This is a genomic window from Nonomuraea sp. NPDC003754, assembly GCF_053605785.1.
The window spans coordinates 1-21,743 of sequence record NZ_JBSGJX010000021.1 but is presented as its reverse complement, the minus strand read 5'-3'; the positions used below and the strand labels follow the sequence as shown (position 1 = coordinate 21,743).

Here is a 21,743-nt window from a genome sequence, read left to right as displayed (position 1 = left end):
GACGTCCGGCCCGGCGGCTGCCTCTATTGTGCCGGTATGAGGCTCGATCGGGACGCGCTGCTCGCCGTGGTGGTGGCGGCGGCGCAGGTGGGCGGTGAGCTGCTGCTCTCGCCGGGCTTGGCCCCGCTGGACTACGCGCTGCTGCTGGGCGGCACGCTCGTGCTCGCGCTCCGGCGCCGCCACCCCGTCGCGGTGCTGGCCGTCACCGTCGCCTGCATGCTGGCCTACAGCGCCCGCGCCCACCCCGGCGCGGCGGCCGTCTTCCCCGTCCTCATCGCCGTCTACACCACGGTCAGGCAGGGCCGGCACCCGGCCGCCCTGGCCGGCATCGTGGTCTTCCTGACCGGCATGTTCGCCTTCGGGCAGGACTCGACGACGGCGCTGCCGCCCAGGGCGGCCATCGAGGGCAGGGTGCTGCTGGTGGGCTGGCTCGTGGCGGCCGCGGTGATCGGCGAGGCCAAGCGCGCCTGGAGCCACTACCTGGAGCAGGTCGAGCAGCGTGCGACGGAGGCCGAGCGAACCCGCGAGGAGACCGCCCTGCGCCGCGCGGGGGAGGAACGGCTGCGCATCGCCCGCGAGCTGCACGACTCCCTCACCCACAGCATCTCGATCATCAAGGTGCAGGCCGGCGTGGCCGCGCACCTGGCCCGCAAGCGGGGCGAGGAGGTGCCCGCCGCGCTGACCGCCATCCAGCAGGCCAGCGCCGACGCGATGCGCGAGCTGCGCGCCACGCTGGAAGTGCTGCGCGCGCCCGACGGCAGCGGCCTCGAGCAGGTGCCCGACCTGGTCGAACGGGCCCGCGCGGCGGGGCTGCCCGCCAACGTCGAGGTCAGCGGATCGCCGCGGCCGGTGCCCGCCGAGGTCGGCAGGGCCGCCTACCGCATCGTCCAGGAGGCGCTGACCAACATCACCAGGCACGCGGGGCCCGCCTCCGCCTCCGTGCGCATCGGATACCTGCCTGACGAGGTGGTCGTGCAGATCGACGACGACGGCACCGCCGTACCGGAACACGGACACCAGCCGGGTGTCGGCCTGACAGGCATGCGCGAGCGCGTCACCGCGCTCGGCGGCCGGCTGCGCACCGGACCGCGACCCGAGGGCGGCTTCACCGTCAGGGCCGAGCTCCCGGCGGCGCAGTCATGATCAACGTGCTGCTCGCCGACGACCAGGCGCTGATCAGAGCTGGGTTCCGGGCGCTGCTGGACGCCGAGGACGACCTGCGGGTGGTCGGCGAGGCGGCCGACGGCCGCCAGGCCGTCGAGCTGGCCGTACGGCACCAGCCGCACGTCGCGCTCCTCGACATCCAGATGCCCGTCATGGACGGCATCGAGGCCACCAGGCGCATCGCCTCCGACGAGCGCCTGGCAGGCGTGCACGTGGTGATGCTGACCAACTACGGCGTCGACGAGTACGTGCTCGACGCGCTGCGCGCGGGCGCGGCCGGCTTCCTGCTCAAGGACACCGACCCGGCCGACCTGCTGTCCGGCATCAGGGTGGCGGCCAGGGGAGACGCGCTGCTGTCGCCCGCGATCACGCGCCGGCTGATGGACGAGTTCGTCCAGCGCGCCCCCGTGCGGCAGGTGACCGACCTCGGCTCGCTGACCAGGCGCGAGCGGGAGGTGCTGGCACTGGTCGGGCGCGGCCTGTCCAACGACGAGATCGCCGCCCACATGGTGATCAGCCCGTTCACCGCCAAGACCCACGTCAGCAGGGCCATGGTGAAGCTGGGCGCGCGCGACCGCGCCCAGCTGGTGGTCATCGCCTACGAATCGGGCCTGATCTCGAAGCGCAGCTCCCCGGTGAACCTGGTGCCGCCCTCCGGGGCGTCGCCGAGATAGAAGCGGGCGGTCAGCGTCCTGTCCCTGGTGTCGAGCACGCTCGTCCACGTGGTGCGCCACGGCTTGTCCGCTCCGGCGGCGACCTCGCCCAGCGCGCCCGACAGGCGCTCGGCCGACAGCGGCACGTCCCTGCTCCGCTCGTGCAGCCTGCGCAACCGGCCGAAGGTGTCCATCGTGGTCTCGTCGTCGTCGGGCAGCGCCATGGGGTCGGGGTGGCGGTGCAGCGGGTGGTTGGTCACGCACATCGGCGCGTCGCCCGCGTCGATGATGCGCTCGCTCTCCCACACGAACGCCTTCCCCGCGGCGTCGGCGATCAGGTAGTGCAGGGGCAGGCCGTGATCGTAGTGCTTGGCCATCAGCAGCGCCCGCTTGGCCTGCTCGACGTTCTCGCAGGTGTCCAGCACGAACCTGGGCAGCTGCACCGAGCTGAGCCCCACCCGCGGGTCGGCCGACTCGGGCGGCGCGGCATGGGCGACGTCCGCGATGAGCAGCACGACCGCGAGACCCGCCGCGTTGACCCCGTCCATGCAGCCGTCGAGCTCGTTCATCGTGATGACGGTGGAGGCCAGGCCCTCGTCGGGGATCGTGGTGATCACGTAAGGGCGGGAGGCCATGGGCAGCTCGCCCGGTTTCGCGGCCCCGCCCATGATCTCGCTGGTGGTGAGGGTGAAGAAATCGTAGTTGCGGGCGATCCTGCCGTGCCCGTCGGTCGCGGCCGAGGGCGGGCACCACAGCGCCGAGCAGCCCGAGCCCATGGGCAGCGCGTTCAACCCGTCCATGATGAGGTCGTCACGGTCGGGGTCGAGGTCGAAGGCCGCCGCCACGCCGTCCAGCCGTTCGTGGTGCTGCGGCCAGAAGTGCTCGAACCAGGCCATGCGCGCCCTGTTCACCGTCTGGTCGGCGGGACCCGGCGCCCAGCCCGAGCGGGTACGTGCCTCCTGCGCCAGCGCCTTACCGATCTCGAACTGGCTGCCGCGCACGGTCAGGTGCCGCACGAGCTGGAAGTCGTCCTCGCCGCCGGCGATTCGCTTGACAATGGTCATGCCACCGAGCCTCGGCCCGGGCGCTGACCGTCCGCCTACCGCTCGCTGACCGCCCTGCGGTAACGCTCCGCCAGCCTGCTGACCACCTCGGCCAGTTCCGGCGGCTCGATCACCTCGAAGTCGACGTCGAGCATGCCGATCCAGACCGCGATGCCGGTGAGGTCGTCGCCGCCGAGATGCGCGATCGAGGTGTGCTCGTCGACCGGCTCGAAGTCGAGCCCGGTCGGCAGCCCGGCCATCCGGTCGGCGGGCGCGTGCACCAGCACCTTGGCCCGGTAGCGCCACATCGCGGTACTGACCCCCCGCTCCACGTGCTCGGCCACGTCGAACGGCAGCTCGCGGGGGGTGAAGCGGGGGCCGTTCGGGGTGCGGGTGGTGATCCTGTCGACCCTGAACGTCCGCCAGTCGCGCCGCTCGACGTCCCAGGCCACCAGGTACCAGCGCCCGCGCCGGTGCACCAGCCGGTACGGCTCGGCCTCGCGCGTGCCGGTGGCGCCGTCGTGACCGGTGTAGTCGAAGCGCAGCCGCTCGTGGTCGCGCGCGGCGTTGGCGATCGTGGTCAGCACCTCCGGCGGCACCGCGGGCGCCGCGCCGGGGATCTGCACGGTGTAGGCGTTGAGCGCGCTGACCCTGTGCCGCAGCTTGGCCGGCAGGACCTGCTCCAGCTTGGCCAGCGCCCGCACCGAGCTCTCCTCGATGCCCGCCACCCCGCCGCCGGCCGCCCGGCCGAGGCCGACCGCGACCGCCACCGCCTCCTCGTCGTCGAGCAGCAGCGGAGGCAGGGCGGCGCCCGCCCCGAGGCGGTAGCCGCCCGCCACGCCCGGGGTGGCGTGCACCGGATAGCCGAGGGTGCGCAGGCGCTCCACGTCGTTGCGCACCGTCCTGGTCGTGACGCCCAGGCGGGTGGCCAGCTCCGGGCCGGACCACTCCCTGTGCGCCTGCAGCAGCGAGAGGAGCTTGAGCAGGCGAGCCGAGGTTTCGAGCATGCCCCCAGTGTGCCGCCTATCGCGGAACGTCCGCTTCCGTGATCACGACGATCTTGCCGAGCAGGTGACCGTCCTCGCTCAGCCGGTGCGCGTCGGCGGCCTGTTCCAGCGGGAACACCCGGGCGATCGGCATGCGCACGGCGCCCGACTCGACGACCCGCCGGACCGGCTCCGGGTCCGGGCCGCCCTGCGAGAAGCGCACGCCGAACTCGCCCGCCCGCGGATCGGCGATCGTGACCACCTTGCCCGCGTCGCCGGTCAGCCGCACCGAGTCGGCCAGCACGCCCCTGCCGGAGGCGTCCAGCACGGCGTCGACCCGACCGGCCCGCTCCGCCCAGCCGTCGCCGTAGGTGACGGGGGTGACACCGAGGTCGCGCAGGAACGCGTGATGGCCCTCGCTGGCCGTCCCGACGACCTCGACGCCCCTGGCACGGGCCAGCTGGGCGGCGACCAGGCCGACACCGCCCGCCACCGCGTGGATCAGCAGCCGCCGGCCGGGCTCGACGTCCAGCTCCGCCAGCGTCCGCGCGGCGGTCTCCGCGGCCACGGGCAGCGCCGCGGCCTCCTCGTAGGACAGGTGGTCCGGTTTCGGCAGCAGCTGCGCGGGGTCGGCGAGCACGTGGTCGGCCAGGCCGCCGGTCGCCACCCTGCCGAACACCGGCCGGCCCACCGACCAGCCCTCGACGCCCTCGCCGAGCGCGTCGATCGTGCCGGAGACCTCGATCCCCGTGCCGGCCGGCTCCTCCAGCGGGACCACCATGTAGCCCCTGCGGAACTTCCAGTCGAGGGCGTTCACACCGGCCGCCCGCACCGCCACCCGCACCTGGCCGGGGCCGGGCGCCGGGATGGGCACCTCGTCGACGGTCAGCACGTCCGCCTCGCCGTACTCGCGGTAGCGGACGGCGCGCGAGGTGGCCAGCAGGACCGCCTTGCCCACGAGCGTGCGCCGCTCGATCGCGGTGTGCGCCTCGGCCGCCCGGTCCAGCGGGACGGCCAGCCCGATCGTCGGCGTGATCCCCGCCGCGAAGGCCCGCCCGGCCAGCCGCCCGAAGTCCTCAGGCGCGAACTGCACCTGCTCCATGCCGACGACGGTGATCCCGCTCCGCTCGGCCTCGGCGGCGTCGACAGGGGCGGGCCCGCCCGCCGCGACGCCGTAGGCGAAGAACCTGCCGCCCCGCACGGTCAGCTCGGCCGCCCTGGCACCCTGCTCGCCGCCCACGCCGTCGAAGACCACCTCGAACGGGCCGGCCACCTCGGTGTGCGCCGCCCCGAGCAGCTCGGCCCGGCGCCGCTTGTCAGGAGCGGTGGCCGCGGCGGTGACCTCGGCGCCCGCCGCCGCGGCCAGCTCGACCAGCACCAGGCCGAGCCCGCCGCCCGCGCCGGTGACCAGCACCCGCGTACCGGGCTTCAGCTCGGCCGCGTCGATCAGGCTGAGCGCGGCCGGACCCACCTGCAGCAACGCCGCCGCCTCGGGCAACGACAGGTCGTCGGGCACCGGCACCAGCGCCTCCACCCCGGCCAGCGCCTGCTCGGCGTAGCCGCCGCTGACCATCGCGGCCACCCTGCGGCCCCGCCACGCCGGATCCACCCCCTCGCCGACCGACAGCACGTGCCCCGCAACACCGGTCCCCGGCACGAACGGCGGGCGCGTCCCGGACCACTCGACGCCCCAGCCCGTGCGCAGCTGCGCCTCGACCGCGAGGACGTCGGCCGCCGTCACGCGCACCACGACCTGTCCCGGCCCCGCCACCGGATCGCCGACCTCGCGCGCCCGCAGCACCTCGGGACCGCCGAACCGCGTCACCTCGATAACTCTCATACCAGTCAGTCTTGAACCTCAAGCAAGCTTCAGGTCAACCTGACAGCACGACGTATTCACCGTTCCCGGTGAAGGCCACGACCTGCCCGCCCTCGGCCATCAGCCCGCCCAGCACCTCGCGCATCGCCAGGCGCCAGGCCACGGCCGCCGAGGGGTCCTCGCGGCGCAGCGCCTCGATGTCGGCGGGCGTCCCGACCAGCGCCACCGGCCCCTTCACCGCCCCCCTGACCGGCAGCCGGTCCTCCTCCTCCAGCGCCACCACTCCCTCGTACGGCTCCCGCGCCGGGGCCCGCTCCTTCACCGGCCACTCGACCACCAGCCGGTCGGACTCGTCACCCTCGTTGATCGCGTCCGCCATCGGGCCGTAGAAGTTCTCCACGTACTCCACGGGGCGGGCGCCGAGCTTGGCGAGGTTGAAGTAGGCGTTGCGGCGCACGAGCGGGTCGAAGGTCCAGGTGATGCGGTCGATGCCGCGCCGGGCGCACCAGTCGCGCTGGTGCGCCTTCAGCGCCTGGCCGATGCCCCTGCCGCCCTGGGCGGCGCCCGTGACGTGCGAGTGCAGGGTGTTGCCCGCGGCGAGAACGCCCACCGAGGCGCCCACCAGGCGGTCGCCCGCGTAGGCGCCGGCGACGTAGCTTCCCGTGTGGGACAGGACCCGCATCAGCTCGACGGTGACGGGCGGGTTGGCCGGGTCGGGGTGCCAGATCTCGTCGAACAGCCTGAACACGTCGGCGAACTCGTCGATCCGGTGCAGCTCGCGCACTTCCACCTGGACAGTCGTCACCTTGGGAATCTATCCGAGCCGGCCGCTCTCACCCCGCGCGGCGGACCCTCGCCGGCAGGGTGTTGCCGGCGGCGCGTTGCCGGCGCGGTCTCGTTGTGGGGTCTCACCGACGGGTCTCACCAAGAGGGGCTTGCCGGCGCGGTCTTGCCGGCGCGGTGTTGCGGGAGGGGTGTCGCGGCGGGGTGTTGCGGGCGGGGCGCCGCGGCAGCGGCGCCCCGCGCGGCCTTCGGGGTCAGGCGGCCAGCACCGCGCGGACCAGCGCCCTGAGCAGCTCCATCCGGCGCGGCAGCTCCGCCACCACGACGTGCTCGTGGTCCGCGTGCGCGCCACCGCCGACCGCGCCGAGCCCGTCGAGCGTCGGCACGCCCAGGCCGGCGGTGAAGTTCCCGTCCGAGGCGCCGCCCACCGAGGCCGACGTCAGCGCCCCGAGCCCCAGCTCCTCCGCCAGCCGCTGCGCCAGCGCGAACAGCCGGGCCGACTGCGCCGCCTCCATCGGCGGCCGGTTCGGCCCGCCGCGCACCTCCAGCCGGATGCCCTCCAGCCGCGGCGACAGCGCCCGCATGAGCGTGTCCACCTTGGCCTGGGCGGCCAGGGTCGGCACCCGCACGTCCACCCCCACGTGCGCCAGGGCGGGCACCGTGTTCACGGTGGTCCCGCCGGACAGGACCGTCGGCGTCACCGTCGTTCCCGCGACCGGCCCGCCGGAGCCTGCCGGCGCCGCCGCGTCCCCGGAGCCGCCCGGACCGCCCGGACCGCCCGGGCCGGCCGGGCCGCCCGGCTCGTCCGAGTCCACCACCGCCGCCATCCCCGCGATCGTGAGGATCTGGTGGGCGAGCTCGATCCCCGCGTTGGCCCCCTTCCACGGCTCCAGCCCGGCATGCGCCGCCTTGCCGTGCACGGTGAGCGTGTAGTCGGAGGTGCCCTTGCGGGCGGTCTTGAGCGCGCCGCCGTCCGCGCTGGCCTCCAGCACGAACGCGGCCGCGAGACCGCGCGCGGAGTCCTCGATCAGCGCGCGCGAGGTGATGGAGCCGGCCTCCTCGTCACCCGTCACCAGCACGCTGACGCCGTCGAGCGTCTCCAGCCCGGCCAGCGCGTGGAACATCTGCACCAGCCCCGCCTTCATGTCGAAGACGCCGGGGCCGCGCGCGATGCCGTCCACCACCGACCACGGGTGGGTGGCCAGCGTGCCGATCGGCCAGACGGTGTCGTGGTGCCCGAGCAGCAGCACCTTCGGCTCGCCGAAGGTCCACCGCAGGTGCGTGACACCGTCGACGACGATCGTCTCCGGCTGCGCGCCCAGGTGGCGCGCGCCCATCGCCGCGACGACCTTCGCGCTGCGCGCCACCGCCTCCAGGTCGCTGGAGAAGGACTCGCAGCCGACCAGTTCCTCCAGATCCTCGATCACGCCAGCGCCTTTCCGAAGAACCGGTGCACGTTCCCGCCGACGATCTTGTGCACGTCGGCCTCCGGCAGCCCCCGCGCCAGCAGCCCCTCGGTGACCAGTGGCAGGCCGCGGGGTCCCTCGAGCCCCGGTACGGCGGCGGCGACGTCGAGACCGGTGGAGGTGACGCTCTCGCAGCACGGAGGCGTGAGGTCGCGCCTGACCTCGTCCATGAAGTCGGGCCCGAGGCCCACGTGGTCGATCCCCACGACGCCCGCGATGTGCTCGATGTGGTCGAGCACGTGGTCGAGCGTGGCCTCGCGGGCGTTCTCGGTGAGGAAGGCGGCCAGGAAGTTCACGCAGACCACGCCGCCGGTCCCGGCCACGCCCCTGAGCTGCTCGTCGGTCAGGTTGCGGTGGTGGTCGCGCAGGGCGCGCGCCGAGGAGTGGGTCGCCATCACCGGCTTGGTCGCCAGCTCCAGCACGTGCGCGACGCCCGAGGCGCCCAGGTGGGAGACGTCGAACAGGATGCCCAGCCGCTCCATCTCCTTCAGCGCCTCGACGCCGTGGGAGGTGAGGCCGCTGCCGGTGGCGTCCTCGCCGCTGCCGTCGGCCAGCGGGGTGCGGCCCCAGTGCGCGATCGAGGCGATCCGCACGCCGAGGCGGTGCATCGTCGGGATCAGCTCCACGCTGGCGTCGATGCCGGGCATGCTCTCCATCGCCAGCACCAGCGCGATCCTGCCGGCGTCGATGGCCGCGTCGATCTGCGCGGCGTCCGTGCACAGCGCGACCTCGTCGGGGTTGCCCTCGGCGATCACGTGCGCGCACTCGATCATGCGCAACGTCTGCCTGAGTGATCCCTCCGGACGGTACTCCGAGGAGATGAACACCGGCAGGACCTGGAGGTTCACCCGGCCGGCGCGCAGCTGGGGAAGCCATTGGGTGCGGAAGAAGTCCGCCCACCGGTCGGGCGGTCTCGCCGAGACCGCCATGAGGAGATCGTTGTGCGTGTCAGCCACCACATGCGACGTCATGCCGATGACGTTATCCGGTAGGCGTCGAGCGGCGGGAGAGCGGTGAGCCTGCGGTACAGGCCCGCGCGTCCCGGCCAGTTGTTGACGACGCGCCCGTCGGCGGTCTTGTACCAGCTCTGGCAGCCGCCGCCCCACACCATCCGCTCCATCGCCGCCGCCAGCTGCCGCCGCCAGGCCGCCATGGCCTCGGGCCTGACCTCCATCGGCCCGTTTCTCTCCAGGTACGGCAGGCACGCCATGACGTGCCGCACCTGGCACTCGATCATGAAGACGATGGAGTTGTGGCCGAGGTTGGTGTTCGGCCCGTAGACCAGGAACAGGTTGGGGAAGTTCGGCACCGCGATGCCGAGATACGCCTCGGCGCCGTCCTTCCACTGGTCGGTCAGCGACACCCCGCCCAGCCCGGTGAACGCGATCGGCTGCAGGAACTCGGTGGTGCGGAAGCCCGTGGCGTAGATGATCGTGTCGGCCGCGCGCACGCCCTCGGTGGTCTGCACCCCCTCCGGCGTGACCCTGACGATCGGGTCCGTGACGACCTCCACGTTGGGCCGGGTGAGCGCCGGGTAGAACGCGCTGTCGATGACCACCCGCTTGCAGCCGACCGGGAAGCGGGGGGTGAGCTTGGCCCGCAGGACCGGATCGGCGACCTGGGCGTGCAGGTGGCCGAGCGCCCGCTTCCTCAGCAGGCCGGCGCTCCAGCCGCGGGCGAGGGCGGGGTAGAGGGTGCCCTCGGCGTACCGGTAGATCCACTCGCGGTAGGCCCGCCGCAGGCCGGGGACCAGGCGCAGGGCGAGCCGCGCCGCCGGCCCGAACGTCGGGTCGGGCTTGGGGATGACCCAGTTGGGGGTGCGCTGGAAGACGTCGAGACGGGCGGCCAGCGGCTGGATGCGGGGGATGAACTGCGCGGCGGAAGAGCCGTTGCCGATCACCGCCACCCGGCGGCCGGTCAGGTCGTGGTCGTGGTTCCAGCGGGCGCTGTGGAAGGCGACGCCCGCGAAGCTCTCCCGTCCAGGGATCGGCGGGTACGCGGGACGGGTCAGCTGGCCCACGCACGACACCACGACGTCGAACTCCTCGCTCCCCTCACCCGTGGTGACCCGCCAGCGCCGACCGTCGAAGTCCGCCGCGACGACCTCGGCGCCGAAGCGGATCTTCGGCCGGACGCCGTACTTGTCGGCGCACCTGTCCAGGTAGGCGAGGATCTCCGGCTGCCCGGGGTAGCGGCGCGTCCAGCTCGCGTCCTTCTCGAACGAGTACGAATACAGCTGGGAGGGGATGTCGCAGCCCGCTCCCGGATAGGTGTTGTCGCGCCACGTGCCGCCGAGGCCGTCCGCCTTCTCGAAGACCGTGTAGGAGCCGATGCCCGCCTGCTCGAGCCTGATCGCCATGCACAGCCCGCCGAACCCCGCACCGATGATCGCGACCCTCATGCGCCCCTCCACAGATGTCAGGATCCACTTACGTTAGGCGGCGCTCGCTCACGTGTCGAGGTGGCCGAACCGGTAGTCTGCGCAGGTGACGCTGGCTGATGTGATCAACGTGTTCGAGGCCGCCTATCCGCCTGGCAGGGCCGAGTCGTGGGACGCCGTGGGCCTGGTCTGCGGAGACCCCGACCAGGCGGTGCGGCGGGTGCTGTTCGCGGTCGATCCCGTGCCCGTCGTGGCCGAGGAGGCGCTCGACTGGGGCGCCGACCTGATCGTCGTCCACCACCCGCTCTACCTGCGCGGCACCACCAGCGTCGCCGCGACCACCTACAAGGGCAGGCTGATCCACGACCTGATCCGCAACGACGTCGCCCTCTACACCGCCCACACCAACGCCGACGTCGCCAACCCCGGCGTCTCAGACGCCCTGGCCCGCGCCGTCGGCCTGGTCGGCGACCTGGTGCCGCTGCAGCCGTTCCCCGACGACCCCTGGCGCGGCCTCGGCCGCGTCGGCGACCTGCCCCGCACGATGACGCTCGGCGCGTTCGCCGAGCAGGCCGCTGCCGGGCTGCCGAAGACCTCGTGGGGCCTGCGCGTCGCGGGCGACCCGTCCAGGCCCGTCACGCGCGTGGCCGTCAGCGGCGGGTCAGGAGACTCCCTCCTCGGTACGGCACGCGCCGCCGGCGTCGACGTCTTCCTCACCGCCGACCTGCGTCACCACCCCGCCAGCGAGTTCGTCGAGGCCGGCGGTCCCGCCCTGATCGACGCCGCCCACTGGGCCACCGAGTGGCCATGGCTCGACAGCGCGGCGTCCATCCTGAGCTCCAGTGGCGTTAACGTTGAGACGCGCGTCTCCGCCACGGTCACCGATGCTTGGACAAAAGGATATTGATCATGAAAGCAGCCCCTGCCGCTCAGAAGCGACTGCTCGACCTGGCCGAGCTTGACTCCGCTGCCGACCGCCTGGCGCACCGCCGCCGTACCCTGCCCGAGCTGGCCGAGATCGACGAGCAGTCGAAGCAGCTGGCCCAGCTGGCCACCCAGGTGATCGCCGCCGAGACCGAGGCCGGTGACCTGTACCGCGAGCAGACCAAGGCGGAAAGCGACGTCGAGACCGTGCGCACCCGCGCCGACCGCGACCAGAAGCGCCTCGACTCCGGCATGGTCACCTCGCCCAAGGACCTGTCCAGCCTGCAGTCCGAGATCGCCTCGCTGCACCGCCGCCAGGGCGACCTCGAGGAGGTCGTCCTGGAGATCATGGAGCGCCGCGAGGCCGCCGACTCCAAGGTCACCGACCTGATCGCCAGGCGCGACGAAATCGCGACCACCAGGGCCGCCGCCGAGGACCGTCGCGACGCCGCCCTGGCCGAGATCGACAAGGAGACGGCCGACGTCGAGGGCCGCCGCGCGGGCGTGCTCCCCGACATCCCCGCCGACCTGCTCGCCCTGTACGAGAAGCTGCGCGGCCAGTACGGCGTGGGCGCCGCGATGCTGCACGGCGGCCGCTGCATGGGATGCAAGGTGACGCTGTCGATCGCCGACATGAACCGCATCAAGGCCGCCCCCCACGACGAGGTGCTGCGCTGCGAGGAATGCCGCCGCATCCTCGTCCGCACCCCCGAGTCCGGCATCTGACCCAGGCCGCCGAACCGGCCGGCAGCGATCAAGGAGCTTCCATGAGCACGACCCCGTACCTCGTCGAGGCCGACGGCGGGTCGAGAGGCAATCCCGGCCCCGCCGGCTACGGGGCCGTCGTGATGGACGCTCGCGACCGCCAGGTCCTCGCCGAGCGGGCCGAGGCGATCGGCGTCACCACCAACAACGTCGCCGAGTACCGCGGCCTGGTCGCGGGGCTCGCCGCCGTGCTCGACCTCGGCGGTGAAGGCGCCGAGGTCGAGGTCCGTATGGACTCCAAGCTCGTCATCGAGCAGATGGCCGGCCGCTGGAAGATCAAGAACGAGGGGCTCAGGCCGCTCGCCCTCGAGGCGCAGGGCCTGGCCAGGCGGCTGCGGATCACCGGGTGGACGTGGATCCCCCGCGAGCGCAACAAGCACGCCGACCGGCTGGCCAACGAGGCGATGGACGCCGCGGCCAAGGGACTGGCGTGGCAGGCGGGCGGCACCGCCGTACCGGAGGCGGGCGCGCGCGGCGCTTCGGCGGCCGGCTCGCGCGGCGCCTCGGAGCCGGGCTCGCGGGAGGCTGCCGGGGCGGGCTCGCCGGGCGGTCGCGCGATCCCCGAGACCGGGGGCGTGCCGGAGACGCCGCCCGCGGGGGCCGGACGGGAGGCACCCTCGGCGCCGAAGACCGGCGGGCAGACCGACCTGCTCGACCTGTCGGCGCCGACCGCCTCGCTGGTCACCCGGCAGGCCGCCAAGGGCACCGGCTGGGGCCCCGCCACCAGGGTCGCCACCTCGCTCCTCCTGCTGCGCCACGGCGAGACCCCGCTGTCGGCCGAACGCCGCTTCTCGGGGCTCGGCGACGCCGAACTCACCGCGAACGGCCTGGCCCAGGCCGGCGCCGCCGCGCGCAGGCTGGCGGCGCCGCCGTACCGGATCGACGTGATCGTCAGCTCCCCGCTCAAGCGGGCCCGCCAGACCGCCGAGATGGTGGCGCGGCTCGTCGGCGTGGACGTCGAGGTGGACGAAGGCCTCAGGGAGACCGACTTCGGCGCCTGGGAGGGGCACACCTTCACCGAGATCCAGCGCGAGTGGCCGGACGAGCTGGCCGCCTGGCTGGCCGACCCCGCCGTCGCGCCACCCAGGGGGGAGAGCTTCACCCAGGTCGCCCGACGCGTCGAGGCGACCAGGGACCGGCTGGTCGAGCAGTACGAAGGCAAGACCGTGCTGGTCGTCTCCCACGTCACGCCGATCAAGACGCTCCTCAGGCTCGCGCTGCTCGCGCCGCCCGAGGCGCTGTACCGCATGCATCTCGACGTGGCGTGCCTGTCCCTGATCGACTTCTACGCCGACGGGCCCGCCGTCGTGAAGGCGTTCAACGACATCAGCCACTTGCACTGACCCCCCACCTGCCGACCCGCTGTCTTCGGGCGGTCCCTCGGCCTGCTGGGCAGTACCGCGGCCCACAGCCCCGTGGGTTGCGCCTCGGACCGCTGCCGCCAGGTAGCGCCTCGGACCGCTGTCTTCGGGCGGACCTCGGCCCGTCGGCTGCAGAACGGGGTCCAGACAGAACCCCGGTCCACCGGACCAAGGGCAGAACCCTGGCCCACCGGACCAAGGGCAGAACCCCGGCCCACCGGACCAAGGGCAGAACGCCTGCGCCGGGGCCGCGCCGGGTCCCCGCTCCCGTGGCCCTGGAGGCGGGCGGAACCCCGCCCGCGTTCCCACCCCGCCCGCGGTGCCCCGCCCGCCGTGCCCTGGGTGAACACCCGCCTGCGGACGCGGCAGGCCGGCGGGCCAGGAGGGTCCAGTCAGGTTCGCCCGCTCCGTGGGTCGGCACGAGGAGCCCGCGCCCTCGGGCACCGCCCAGGCATCCCAGGAGCGTGTGGGCCGAGGCGTGACCGTCGTCCGGTCACGGCCCGGTCGGGCCGGATGCCGCGAGGTTTCACCCGGCACGACCGAGCCGTGGGCACCGTCCCCCTCAGACGATGACCACCCCAGGACATCACGGGGCTCTTGTGGATGGATTGGAGGTGGCTGGGAGTTTGATAACCTCCCTGCAGACGAGCCGGCCGGGCGACCGCGTCGAGCCCCTTCGCGGGGCTCGCCGAGGAAGGTCCGGGCTCCGCAGGGCAGGGTGGTCGGTAACCCCGACCCGGGGTGACCCGCGGGACAGTGCCACAGAGAGCAGACCGCCTCCCGGACATCCGGGAGGTAAGGGTGAAAGGGTGGTGTAAGAGACCACCAGCGCTCGCGGTGACGTGAGCGGCTAGGTAAACCCCACCCGGAGCAAGGTCAAGAAGGGACGCCCCAGCAGGAGCGTCCCGCGCGCGGCGTTCGAGGACTGCCCGTCCGAGTCGCGCGGGTAGACCGCTTGAGACCGCCGGCAACGGCGGTCCTAGATGGATGGTCGCCCCTTCGTTCGCGAAGGACAGAACCCGGCCTACAGGCCGGCTCGTCTCTCTCCGCCCCTGTGACCAGGGGCGGAGCACTGTTCAAGATTGCCCGTTCCGTCCCTGTTCCGCGATCTTGGGAAGAAGAAGCGCGTCGATCGCTCCACGTCCGAGATCGTCTTGGTCCGGGAAAAGTTGACCGTAGGTGTCCATCGTCTCCGCGATGGTGGCGTGACCGAGACGGGCCTGAATCACCTTGGGGTTGAGGTTCGCCTTGATCAGCCCGGAGGCGTAGAAGTGCCGCAGATCGTGAAATCGAGTGCCTTTGGGAAGGCCGGCCTTTTTCACGGCCTCGCGCCAGCACTCGTTGAACGACTTGCGTTGAGCGATCCGGCCACATCGGTTGGTGATGAGCGCACCCTCCGGACCGGCCGAGTAACGCTCTTGGTGCTCTGCGAGCCTGGCGAGAATGAGGTCATCGACCGGCAGAGTGCGTCGTGATGCTCTGGTCTTGAGCTCGACCAACTTCCCGTAAGGGGACTACGACTTGGTTGGTATGGGGACGACGCCCCACATGAACGTGGAGCCCTTCAGGAGGTTTTCCGTCGCTCTGATCCCGGTCAGGTGCTCTACGAGTAGGAAGGCTGGTCCCTCGTAGAGCCGGGGAGACGATGGGAAGAGCCTGTCGATCTCTGTCATCGTGTCTACGAGTTCGTCCGGAATCTCCGTCAGGTATCCCTCATCGCCTCCCCAGGCGAATCTGATCTCACCGTCCTCACACCAATAGAAGTAGTCCATGCACTTGATGCCGAGTGCCGCTTGGGAGATGAGACGGGTGCCCTCGGAGAGTCTAGTGATCACGTCTTCGTCAGTGCCGAGCCAGTCGGGATCGAAAACGAACGTCCAATCGCCGACGGAGGTGACGCCGAGAGGTCCCCTTGAGTAGTGATCGGCGTTGTCGGGGAAGGGCCCCGACGTGAAGTCCTCCCATTGACCACCGAGACGTGCAACCACCTGTTCAGGTGTGGCACGGACATAGATGAAGCTGTAGCATTCTTCGGCGTATTCGCCGCAGAGCCACGAGATATCGAAGGGCTGCATGGTCATGTCGTCATGATGCCAGCCGACTCCGACAGATATGGTTGTCGCCTGCGCATTCTTGGAGTGGTCGCCGACGAACTCACTGCCCGCCGCCGAACGCGAACGCGCTCGGAGACGAAAGGCGCGATAGGCGGAGAGCCTTAAGAGGAGCCAAATCGGGAGCCACACGAGACGGACGAGAGTGGACCGGGGTGTACGTCCTTGAACCGCCGGACCTTGGGCGTGGATCAGAGTGGACTGACCCAAACGGCGGGAAGCTGGTTCGAGTCCTATCGCGGGGCCTGGCTGGGCTTCAGCTCGGCCTCGCCGCGGCCGGCGATGGTCTCGACGTACTTCTCGGCCAGCCGCCGGACGTCGTCGGCGAAGAAGCGGTGCACGGTCTCGGTCGAGTAGTCCACGTCCACGCAGGGGCGCAGCTCGGCGTGGGCGCCTCCCTCGGTGCCCAGCATGATCGCCAGCGCGGCGTCGGGGTGCATGGGGCCGTCGGGGAGCCGGTAGCGCGGCACCCCGCCTTCGGAGATCAGCCCGCTGTAGAGCGGGTTCACGTGCAGGGCAGCGGCGGAACGATTGGCGCCAGCCCTCTTGTGCAGGTTCGACATGGTCGGTCTCCCGTCCTGAGTACAGTTCGAGCCGCGGCCTGTCGTGCTGAGATCGCCACCGACAATTTCCCACCATCAGCGCCGACGGGAGGCAAGGCAATCAGGACGGGGGTACTTCGTGATGTTCGGCCGACGAGGGCGCGAGGCCTGCTCAGCAGGAGTTTTGCAAGGGGACGGTGACCGTCCGTGATGACGGAACGTCCCCGTGACCTGGATCGTGTGTCAGGGCGGACGGCATGCGCCGAGCAGAGACCTCAGGCGGTGAGACCCGCCTCCTCCCGGCCGAACTCGATCACGATGTACCTGCCGTTGGCGTAGCTGACCACAGGGCGCTGGAGCAGGTCACCCACCCTGCGGGCGACCCCCTGGAACAGCTCCACCAGCTCCGGAGTGTCGGCGCTCACCCGGAACCGGCCGCCGGCGGCGAGCTGCTCGGCGACGAGTGGCACGAAGTTCGCCTCGGCGCGGACCTTCTCCTCCGCGCTGAGAGGGGTGCGCCGGGGCACGGGCTGCGTGCCGGGAGGGTGGGCCATCACTGATCTCCTCGTGATCGCGGGCCTCTCAGGATGCCACAAGGGCGCCGAGGGGCGGCATGTCACCCAGATCCCGGAGGCGGCCGTCGGGCCGGCCGATCCGGTCGCCGTAGGTCAGGGCGCGCTCTTGTAGGGTCCCTTCCATGACCATCACCGACCTGGCCGAGCTCCGCCTGGCCACCACGAACGCGACGGCGTTGTGGAAGGCGCTGGCCGGCGCGCGTGGCCACGACGTGGTCGAGCGGCCCGGCTTCGTCGCCGTGGCCGGCGACGAGCGGGCGGGGTTGCGGATCATCCTGCAGTCCTCCTCGCCCGACGCGTCCGACGTCGCCGAGCTGACCGCGCTGGCCGAGGGTTGGACCCGCGGCCCCGCGCTGGTCGAGGACTCCTACGGCGTCGTCGACATGACCGCGATCGGGCTGACCCCGCGCCGGATGCCCGTCATGATCCGCAGACCCGGTACGGCCCTGCCGCCCCCGGCCGTCGAGATCGTCAGGGTCGAGCGTGCGGAGCAGCTGGAGACGGCCGAGCGGATCGTCGTCGAGGGTTTCCCGCTGTCCCGTTTCCAGCCGCACCTCGCCGGCCAGGCCTTCCCGGCGGCGCTGCTGGGCCACGAGGGCGTCGATCTTTTCGTCGCGGAGAAGGACGGCGAGCCCGCGGGGGCGTGCGTGACGGTCGCCGACGGCACGGTGGGCGGGCTGTACTGGGTGACCACCCTGCCCGGCTTCCGCTCGCTCGGCGTCGGGCGGGCGCTCATGCACGCGGTGCTCGGCGGACTGCTGAAGGACCTGCCGGTCACGCTGACGGCGGCCAGCGCGGGCAAGCCGCTCTACGACTCGCTCGGCTTCACCACCGTCACGCAGTCGACCTGGTGGTCGTCCCCCTGACCCGCACCCGCTGACCAGCCCCGCGACCGCCCGACCGGGCCGGGATGTCCCCCGGCCCGGGGCGCGGCGTGCGGTCGTCCGCTAGCGTGCCGCCCAGGCGGCCAAAATCGCCGCCTCCTTCTCGGGCGCGATGCCGTGGACGTTCCTCCGGCCGAACACCCGCTCGGCGACCGGGATCTCCCGCAGCCACTCCCAGGTGTCGCGGACCGTCTCGGCCACGCTACGGCAGCGCAGCCCCGCCGCCTCCGCCTTCGCCGTGGAGATCGTCCAGAAGTTGGCCGTCTCGGGAGTGCGCGGCGTCCAGAGCGGCAGCTCCATCCAGGCACCGGCCTCGTGGTCGAGGAGGAACTGGTCGTCCACCCACACGAACTCCGCGTCGGAGCCGGTGGCCTGCCTGCACAGCTCCAGCCACTCGCCGTAGGTGGTGTTGCCCGCCGGCCCGGTGACCATGAAGCGGTCGCGGACGCCCTTCTCCGCCTGGTCGAGGGTGAAGATCGCGATGTCGCGGGCGTCGATGAGCTGCATGGCCACCGAGGGGTCGCCGGGAGCCAGCACCTGACCCCCGCGCTCGATCCTGGTCAGCCACCACGGCAGCCTCGCGACGTTCTCGTGCGGGCCGAGGATGAGCCCGGGCTGGATGATCAGTGTGTTGCCGTCGAAGCCCTGCTCGACCGCGCGCTCGCAGCCCGCCTTGAGCACGCCGTAGTCGCCGTCGTCGGGACCGGCGTCGGGCGCGCAGTCCAACAGCCCTGACTCGTCGGTCGCCGGCTCGGCCGGGAAGCCGCGCACGGCCGACACCGTCGAGACGAAGGCGTAGGTGCCGGCGTGGCCGGACAGCAGCCGCGCGGACTGCCCGGCCACGCGCGGCACGAACGCCGAGGTGTCCACGACGATGTCCCACTGCCGCCCGTCCACCAGGCGTTCGAGGTCCGCCGCCGACTCCCTGTCGCCGCGGACGGCCTCCACGCCAGGCACGTCAGGGTAGCTCTGCCCCCTGTTGAAGGTCGTGACCTCGTGACCGCGCCCGAGCGCCTCGGACACGATCGCGCGGCCGAGGAACGCTGAACCTCCGATGACCAGAACTCTCATACGAGCATTCTTCGGGTATGGCACGCGATTCACGCCGCGGCTTCACCGAGAGCGTAGGCGGGCTCACGAGACGGCTTCCTCCTCACCGGCCGGCACGGGCACCTCGGGGGAGGGCAGGATGTGCACCCTGGCCGAGGCGATGTCGAAGTAGAGCCCCACCAGCTCCAGCGACCCGGCGGCCACCTGCTCGGCGACCTTCCGGTGCGTGCGCAGGTTCTCCAGCTGCTGCGTCACGTTCACCCTGCACAGCCGGTCCAGCGGCCCGCTGTCGCTGCCGTCGCTGTCGCCGAGGATGAACCGGGCCAGGCTGTGGTTGCCGTGCCGCAGCCACCGCCGCAGCCCGGGCAGGCTGCCCGCCTTCTCCCCGCCCGACAGCAGCCCGGCCATCGCCCCGCACCCCGAATGGCCGCACACCGTGATCGTCCGCACGCCCAGCACCTGCGTCGCGTACTCGATCGCCGCCGCCATCGAGTCGTCGTGCGGCTCGGCGCCGTACCGGGGGACCATGTTGCCGATGTTGCGCACCACGAACAGGTCGCCTGGACCGCTGGCGGTGATGAGCGTGGGCACGATGCGGGAGTCGGCGCAGGTGATGAACAGGTGCGTCGGCTGCTGCCGGCGCGCCAGCTCGGTGAAGATGGGCCGCATCTGCGGCGCCGCCCGCCGGTGGAACTCGCGCGCCCCCACGGTCAGCTCGCACTCGGCCGGACCGCCCTGCTCGGGCACCGTCGCCTTCTTGCGCCTGCGGCGGTGCGCCCATGGTAGCCACCCGTGCTCGTGCGCCTTGGCCGGCGTCTTGGCGGGGAACATGCGGTGGCCGGCGGCGGCCAGGCTGTACCACTCGTCGTGCAGCTCGTCGATGTCGACGCTGCCGCCGGAGCGCTCGTGCATGAGCCGCCACGAGTGCAGCGCCTCGAAGGCGGCGTTGTCCATGAAGTCGATGTTGAGGTCGAGGTCGACGGGCACGCCCGGCGGGATGGCGCGCAGCTCGTCGGTGAGGCGCGGCACGCCGAGGAAGGTGAGCGATCCCGAGATCGTCACGTGTCGGCGCCCGTCCTGCTCCTGCCGTACGTGCGCCGAGATCCACGTCAGCCGCCGCAACGCGAGCAGGACGGCCAGCGCCAGCCCGAACAGCACCCCCTCGGCCAGGCCGAGGACGACCACGCCCGCCAGCGTGACGAGGTAGACGGGCACCTCGCCGTGGCCGTGGACCTTGCGCACATGACCCAGGTTGAACATCTGCAGGCCGATGAAGGCCAGCAGCGCCGCCAGCGCCTCCAGCGGGATCAGCCGGATGGCCCAGCCGAAGCACAGGACGAAGACCAGCACCCACACGCCGTGCAGCACGGTCGACCAGCGGCTGCGGGCGCCCGCCTGGACGTTGGTGGTGCTGCGCACGATCACGCCGGCCGTCGGCAGCCCGCCGAGCGCGCCCGAGACGATGTTGGCGATGCCCTGCCCGCGCAGCTCCCTGTCCAGGTCGGTGCGTGGGCCGTCGTGCTGGCTGTCGACGGCCACCGAGCACAGCAGCGACTCCACGCCCGCCAGCAGCGCCACCAGCAGCACCGCGGCGAGGATGCCGTGCCAGTCGCCCGCGGGCAGCACGGGGGGCACCCACTGCAGGAGGTTCTCCGGCAGGTCCACCCGGGTGACGTCCAGGCTGAACGCCGCCGCCGCGACCGAGGCGATCAGCAGCGCCGCCAGCGGTCCGGGGACCAGGCGGACCCGGCGGGGCAGCCACTTCCACACCAGCAGCACGCCGATCGTGATCAGCCCGACCGCGGCCGCGTGGTCGTGCAGGTCGGCGACCTGCGCGGGCAGCTCCAGCAGGTTGTCGACGGCCGAGGACTGCGGGCTGCCGCCCAGCACCACGTGCAGCTGCGACAGCGCGATCACCACGCCCACGCCCGCCAGCATGCCGTGGATGACGGCGGGGGAGACGGCCAGCGCCGCACGGGCCGCCTTGAACACGCCGAGCAGCAGCTGCACCACACCGGCCAGCAGCGTGATCATGCAGGTGGCCCGCCAGCCATAGGTGTGCACGAGCTCGGCCACCACCAGTGACAGGCCGGCGGCGGGCCCGCTCACCTGGACGGCCGAGCCGCCGAACAGCCCCGCCACCACGCCGCCCACGACCGCGGCGGTCAGCCCGGCGGCCAGCGGGGCGTCGGAGGCGACGGCGATGCCGAGCGACAGCGGGACCGCGACGAGGAACACCACCAGCGACGCGGGCACATCGTGTCTAAGGGCAGTCAGGCGATTACTCTGAGTGTCCACCGACAGACTGTAACCGCTGGCGGCCCGGTGAAACGCCTGTTACGAGAGGCCTTTACGATCAGCGGTAATAGTCGGGATAGTCCTGGTCTGGGGCGCGGTGGTGGTTGCCCCGGCGCCCCTGCCTGGCCGACTCGGGCTCCTCCTGGCCGTACATCTCGCCGTAGGAGGGCCAGCTGCCGCCCGCGGCGGGCTGCTCGGGCCAGGCGGCGGGCGTGGCCGGCGGCGCGTACGGGGTGGCCTGCGTCTGCGCCTGCGGCTCGTAACCGGAGGCGCGCTGCGCGCCGCCGCCCAGCACGTCGTCGTACGGCGAGACCGCGCGGCCCGGGGCGGTGGGCGTGGTGGCCGCGGGCGTCGGCCCGGTGACCAGCGCGTCGTCGTCGGGCGCGGCCCAGCCGGAGCGCACCTCGTAGGAGTTGGGGAAGGCGGCGGCGGGCTGGGTGTAGGTCTCGAACGCGGGCCACGACGAGGCGGGGGCGGCGGCGTCGAGCACGTCATGGGCGGGGGGAGCCGGCCACGAGCCGGAGTTCTGCCCCGCGGCGGGCTGCTGCTGTGCCGGCTGTTGTGCCGACTGCCGTGCCGGCTGCTGCGCCGACTGCCAGGTCGTCTCGGCGTCGGCCGCGCCGTAGGCGGGGAACGGGTCGCTCGTCGGCGCCCCGTGAACCGGAGCGGCCGGCACCGAGGGGAAGGAGCCGCTGTTGACGGCGGGGAACGAGTTGCTGCCGAACGCGGAGAAGGAGCCGCTGTTCGGCTGCGGCTCGGGCTGCGGCGGCGGCACCGGCTTGGCGCCCGCGCCCAGGATGCTCATCACGTCGGGCGTCGGGGCGGCGAACGTCACCGTGCGCTGGTCGGCCAGGTCGGAGGTGGAGACGGCGGGGCGCGGCTCGGCCGCCGGCGCCGGCTCGACCAGGTCGGCCAGCGGCCGCTCGGCGGCGGCGGCCG

19 protein-coding genes, 1 other RNA gene and 1 pseudogene are annotated in these 21,743 nt (G+C 72.5%); 7 read left to right on the top strand and 14 right to left on the bottom strand.

Annotation, left to right across the window (positions count from 1 at the left end):
* The first annotated feature begins 36 nt into the window (after nt 1-36).
* Together ACWEVS_RS25155 and ACWEVS_RS25150 are read left to right on the top strand one after the other, a co-directional pair.
* Entirely contained in the window at nt 37-1,143 is a 1,107-nt protein-coding gene (locus ACWEVS_RS25155; protein ID WP_449924596.1) for a sensor histidine kinase, read from the top strand.
* Nucleotides 1,140-1,838, top strand: a complete 699-nt coding sequence (locus ACWEVS_RS25150) for a response regulator (RefSeq protein WP_452414267.1) — start codon at nt 1,140-1,142, stop codon at nt 1,836-1,838. Before ACWEVS_RS25155 ends, ACWEVS_RS25150 begins: the two co-directional genes overlap by 4 nt.
* On the opposite strand, the gene ACWEVS_RS25145 is transcribed toward ACWEVS_RS25150, so the two are convergent.
* The 7 genes from ACWEVS_RS25145 to ACWEVS_RS25115 all read right to left on the bottom strand — a co-directional run bounded on the left by ACWEVS_RS25145 (nt 1,763) and on the right by ACWEVS_RS25115 (nt 10,315).
* The gene (locus ACWEVS_RS25145) at nt 1,763-2,881 is read right to left on the bottom strand and encodes a C45 family autoproteolytic acyltransferase/hydolase (protein WP_452553616.1); all 1,119 of its coding nucleotides are present in this window, start codon (nt 2,879-2,881) and stop codon (nt 1,763-1,765) included. The genes ACWEVS_RS25150 and ACWEVS_RS25145 overlap by 76 nt on opposite strands.
* Before the next feature lie 35 nt (nt 2,882-2,916).
* A complete protein-coding gene (locus tag ACWEVS_RS25140; RefSeq protein WP_354904613.1) occupies nt 2,917-3,867 on the bottom strand; it encodes a helix-turn-helix transcriptional regulator in 951 nt (316 codons plus the stop codon).
* Between the two features lie 16 nt (nt 3,868-3,883).
* Nucleotides 3,884-5,686 carry a zinc-binding dehydrogenase gene (locus tag ACWEVS_RS25135; RefSeq protein ID WP_452553614.1) on the bottom strand — a complete coding sequence of 601 codons (1,803 nt, stop codon included), beginning with the start codon at nt 5,684-5,686 and terminating at the stop codon, nt 3,884-3,886.
* A gap of 34 nt (nt 5,687-5,720) precedes the next feature.
* Nucleotides 5,721-6,470: a GNAT family N-acetyltransferase gene (locus tag ACWEVS_RS25130; protein ID WP_452553612.1), complete on the bottom strand. Its 750-nt coding sequence runs from the start codon at nt 6,468-6,470 to the stop codon at nt 5,721-5,723.
* A 232-nt stretch (nt 6,471-6,702) separates the two neighbouring features.
* Entirely contained in the window at nt 6,703-7,875 is a 1,173-nt protein-coding gene (locus ACWEVS_RS25125) for a M20 family metallopeptidase (RefSeq protein WP_452414263.1), read from the bottom strand.
* Nucleotides 7,872-8,885, bottom strand: a complete 1,014-nt coding sequence (locus tag ACWEVS_RS25120) for a dipeptidase (RefSeq protein ID WP_449924579.1) — start codon at nt 8,883-8,885, stop codon at nt 7,872-7,874. The genes ACWEVS_RS25125 and ACWEVS_RS25120 overlap by 4 nt, the downstream gene beginning before the upstream one ends.
* A complete protein-coding gene (locus ACWEVS_RS25115; protein ID WP_452414260.1) occupies nt 8,882-10,315 on the bottom strand; it encodes a flavin-containing monooxygenase in 1,434 nt (477 codons plus the stop codon). The genes ACWEVS_RS25120 and ACWEVS_RS25115 overlap by 4 nt, the downstream gene beginning before the upstream one ends.
* Nucleotides 10,316-10,400: 85 nt before the next feature.
* Here ACWEVS_RS25115 and ACWEVS_RS25110 point away from each other — a divergent pair, with 85 nt between their 5' ends.
* The 4 genes from ACWEVS_RS25110 (at nt 10,401) to rnpB (ending at nt 14,387) form a co-directional block, all read left to right on the top strand.
* A complete protein-coding gene (locus ACWEVS_RS25110) occupies nt 10,401-11,201 on the top strand; it encodes a Nif3-like dinuclear metal center hexameric protein (protein ID WP_449924573.1) in 801 nt (266 codons plus the stop codon).
* A gap of 2 nt (nt 11,202-11,203) precedes the next feature.
* Entirely contained in the window at nt 11,204-11,944 is a 741-nt protein-coding gene (locus ACWEVS_RS25105) for a zinc ribbon domain-containing protein (protein ID WP_452553610.1), read from the top strand.
* A 41-nt stretch (nt 11,945-11,985) separates the two neighbouring features.
* Nucleotides 11,986-13,326: a bifunctional RNase H/acid phosphatase gene (locus ACWEVS_RS25100; RefSeq protein WP_452553609.1), complete on the top strand. Its 1,341-nt coding sequence runs from the start codon at nt 11,986-11,988 to the stop codon at nt 13,324-13,326.
* Nucleotides 13,327-13,989: 663 nt separating this feature from the next.
* Nucleotides 13,990-14,387: RNase P RNA component class A (gene rnpB, locus ACWEVS_RS25095), an RNA gene on the top strand.
* A 33-nt stretch (nt 14,388-14,420) separates the two neighbouring features.
* Here the strand turns inward: rnpB and ACWEVS_RS25090 are convergent.
* The 4 genes from ACWEVS_RS25090 to ACWEVS_RS25075 form a co-directional block, all read right to left on the bottom strand.
* The gene (locus ACWEVS_RS25090) at nt 14,421-14,843 is read right to left on the bottom strand and encodes a site-specific integrase (RefSeq protein WP_452553608.1); all 423 of its coding nucleotides are present in this window, start codon (nt 14,841-14,843) and stop codon (nt 14,421-14,423) included.
* Nucleotides 14,844-14,858: 15 nt separating this feature from the next.
* Nucleotides 14,859-15,425: a DUF6461 domain-containing protein gene (locus ACWEVS_RS25085; RefSeq protein ID WP_452553607.1), complete on the bottom strand. Its 567-nt coding sequence runs from the start codon at nt 15,423-15,425 to the stop codon at nt 14,859-14,861.
* Nucleotides 15,426-15,688: 263 nt separating this feature from the next.
* A complete protein-coding gene (locus ACWEVS_RS25080) occupies nt 15,689-16,018 on the bottom strand; it encodes a hypothetical protein (protein WP_452553605.1) in 330 nt (109 codons plus the stop codon).
* 254 nt (nt 16,019-16,272) lie between these two features.
* Nucleotides 16,273-16,551, bottom strand: coding sequence for a hypothetical protein (locus ACWEVS_RS25075; protein WP_452553603.1), 279 nt, complete (start codon nt 16,549-16,551; stop codon nt 16,273-16,275).
* 143 nt (nt 16,552-16,694) lie between these two features.
* Here ACWEVS_RS25075 and ACWEVS_RS25070 point away from each other — a divergent pair, with 143 nt between their 5' ends.
* Nucleotides 16,695-17,438 carry a GNAT family N-acetyltransferase gene (locus ACWEVS_RS25070; protein ID WP_452553601.1) on the top strand — a complete coding sequence of 248 codons (744 nt, stop codon included), beginning with the start codon at nt 16,695-16,697 and terminating at the stop codon, nt 17,436-17,438.
* Nucleotides 17,439-17,519: 81 nt separating this feature from the next.
* Here ACWEVS_RS25070 and ACWEVS_RS25065 read toward each other — a convergent pair whose 3' ends face one another.
* From ACWEVS_RS25065 to ACWEVS_RS25055, 3 genes and pseudogenes are all read right to left on the bottom strand, one after another.
* Nucleotides 17,520-18,527 (bottom strand): NAD-dependent epimerase/dehydratase family protein, encoded by a 1,008-nt coding sequence (locus ACWEVS_RS25065; protein WP_452553600.1) that lies wholly within the window; start codon nt 18,525-18,527, stop codon nt 17,520-17,522.
* A gap of 63 nt (nt 18,528-18,590) precedes the next feature.
* On the bottom strand, nt 18,591-20,762 hold the full coding sequence (locus tag ACWEVS_RS25060; RefSeq protein WP_452553598.1) for a bifunctional SulP family inorganic anion transporter/carbonic anhydrase: 2,172 nt from the start codon (nt 20,760-20,762) through the stop codon (nt 18,591-18,593).
* A gap of 100 nt (nt 20,763-20,862) precedes the next feature.
* A pseudogene (locus ACWEVS_RS25055) lies at nt 20,863-21,743 on the bottom strand (hypothetical protein); the annotation flags it as partial.

What these genes read in the sequence shown, in the direction of transcription:
- ACWEVS_RS25070 (WP_452553601.1), top strand. Translation starts at nt 16,695, where the DNA reads ATGACCATCACCGACCTGGCCGAGCTCCGCCTGGCCACCACGAACGCG.
- ACWEVS_RS25065 (WP_452553600.1), bottom strand. Translation starts at nt 18,527, where the DNA reads ATGAGAGTTCTGGTCATCGGAGGTTCAGCGTTCCTCGGCCGCGCGATC.
- ACWEVS_RS25145 (WP_452553616.1), bottom strand. Translation starts at nt 2,881, where the DNA reads ATGACCATTGTCAAGCGAATCGCCGGCGGCGAGGACGACTTCCAGCTC.
- ACWEVS_RS25135 (WP_452553614.1), bottom strand. Translation starts at nt 5,686, where the DNA reads ATGAGAGTTATCGAGGTGACGCGGTTCGGCGGTCCCGAGGTGCTGCGG.
- ACWEVS_RS25105 (WP_452553610.1), top strand. Translation starts at nt 11,204, where the DNA reads ATGAAAGCAGCCCCTGCCGCTCAGAAGCGACTGCTCGACCTGGCCGAG.
- ACWEVS_RS25075 (WP_452553603.1), bottom strand. Translation starts at nt 16,551, where the DNA reads ATGGCCCACCCTCCCGGCACGCAGCCCGTGCCCCGGCGCACCCCTCTC.
- ACWEVS_RS25155 (WP_449924596.1), top strand. Translation starts at nt 37, where the DNA reads ATGAGGCTCGATCGGGACGCGCTGCTCGCCGTGGTGGTGGCGGCGGCG.
- ACWEVS_RS25100 (WP_452553609.1), top strand. Translation starts at nt 11,986, where the DNA reads ATGAGCACGACCCCGTACCTCGTCGAGGCCGACGGCGGGTCGAGAGGC.
- ACWEVS_RS25085 (WP_452553607.1), bottom strand. Translation starts at nt 15,425, where the DNA reads ATGACCATGCAGCCCTTCGATATCTCGTGGCTCTGCGGCGAATACGCC.
- ACWEVS_RS25150 (WP_452414267.1), top strand. Translation starts at nt 1,140, where the DNA reads ATGATCAACGTGCTGCTCGCCGACGACCAGGCGCTGATCAGAGCTGGG.
- ACWEVS_RS25080 (WP_452553605.1), bottom strand. Translation starts at nt 16,018, where the DNA reads ATGTCGAACCTGCACAAGAGGGCTGGCGCCAATCGTTCCGCCGCTGCC.
- ACWEVS_RS25140 (WP_354904613.1), bottom strand. Translation starts at nt 3,867, where the DNA reads ATGCTCGAAACCTCGGCTCGCCTGCTCAAGCTCCTCTCGCTGCTGCAG.
- ACWEVS_RS25120 (WP_449924579.1), bottom strand. Translation starts at nt 8,885, where the DNA reads ATGACGTCGCATGTGGTGGCTGACACGCACAACGATCTCCTCATGGCG.
- ACWEVS_RS25115 (WP_452414260.1), bottom strand. Translation starts at nt 10,315, where the DNA reads ATGAGGGTCGCGATCATCGGTGCGGGGTTCGGCGGGCTGTGCATGGCG.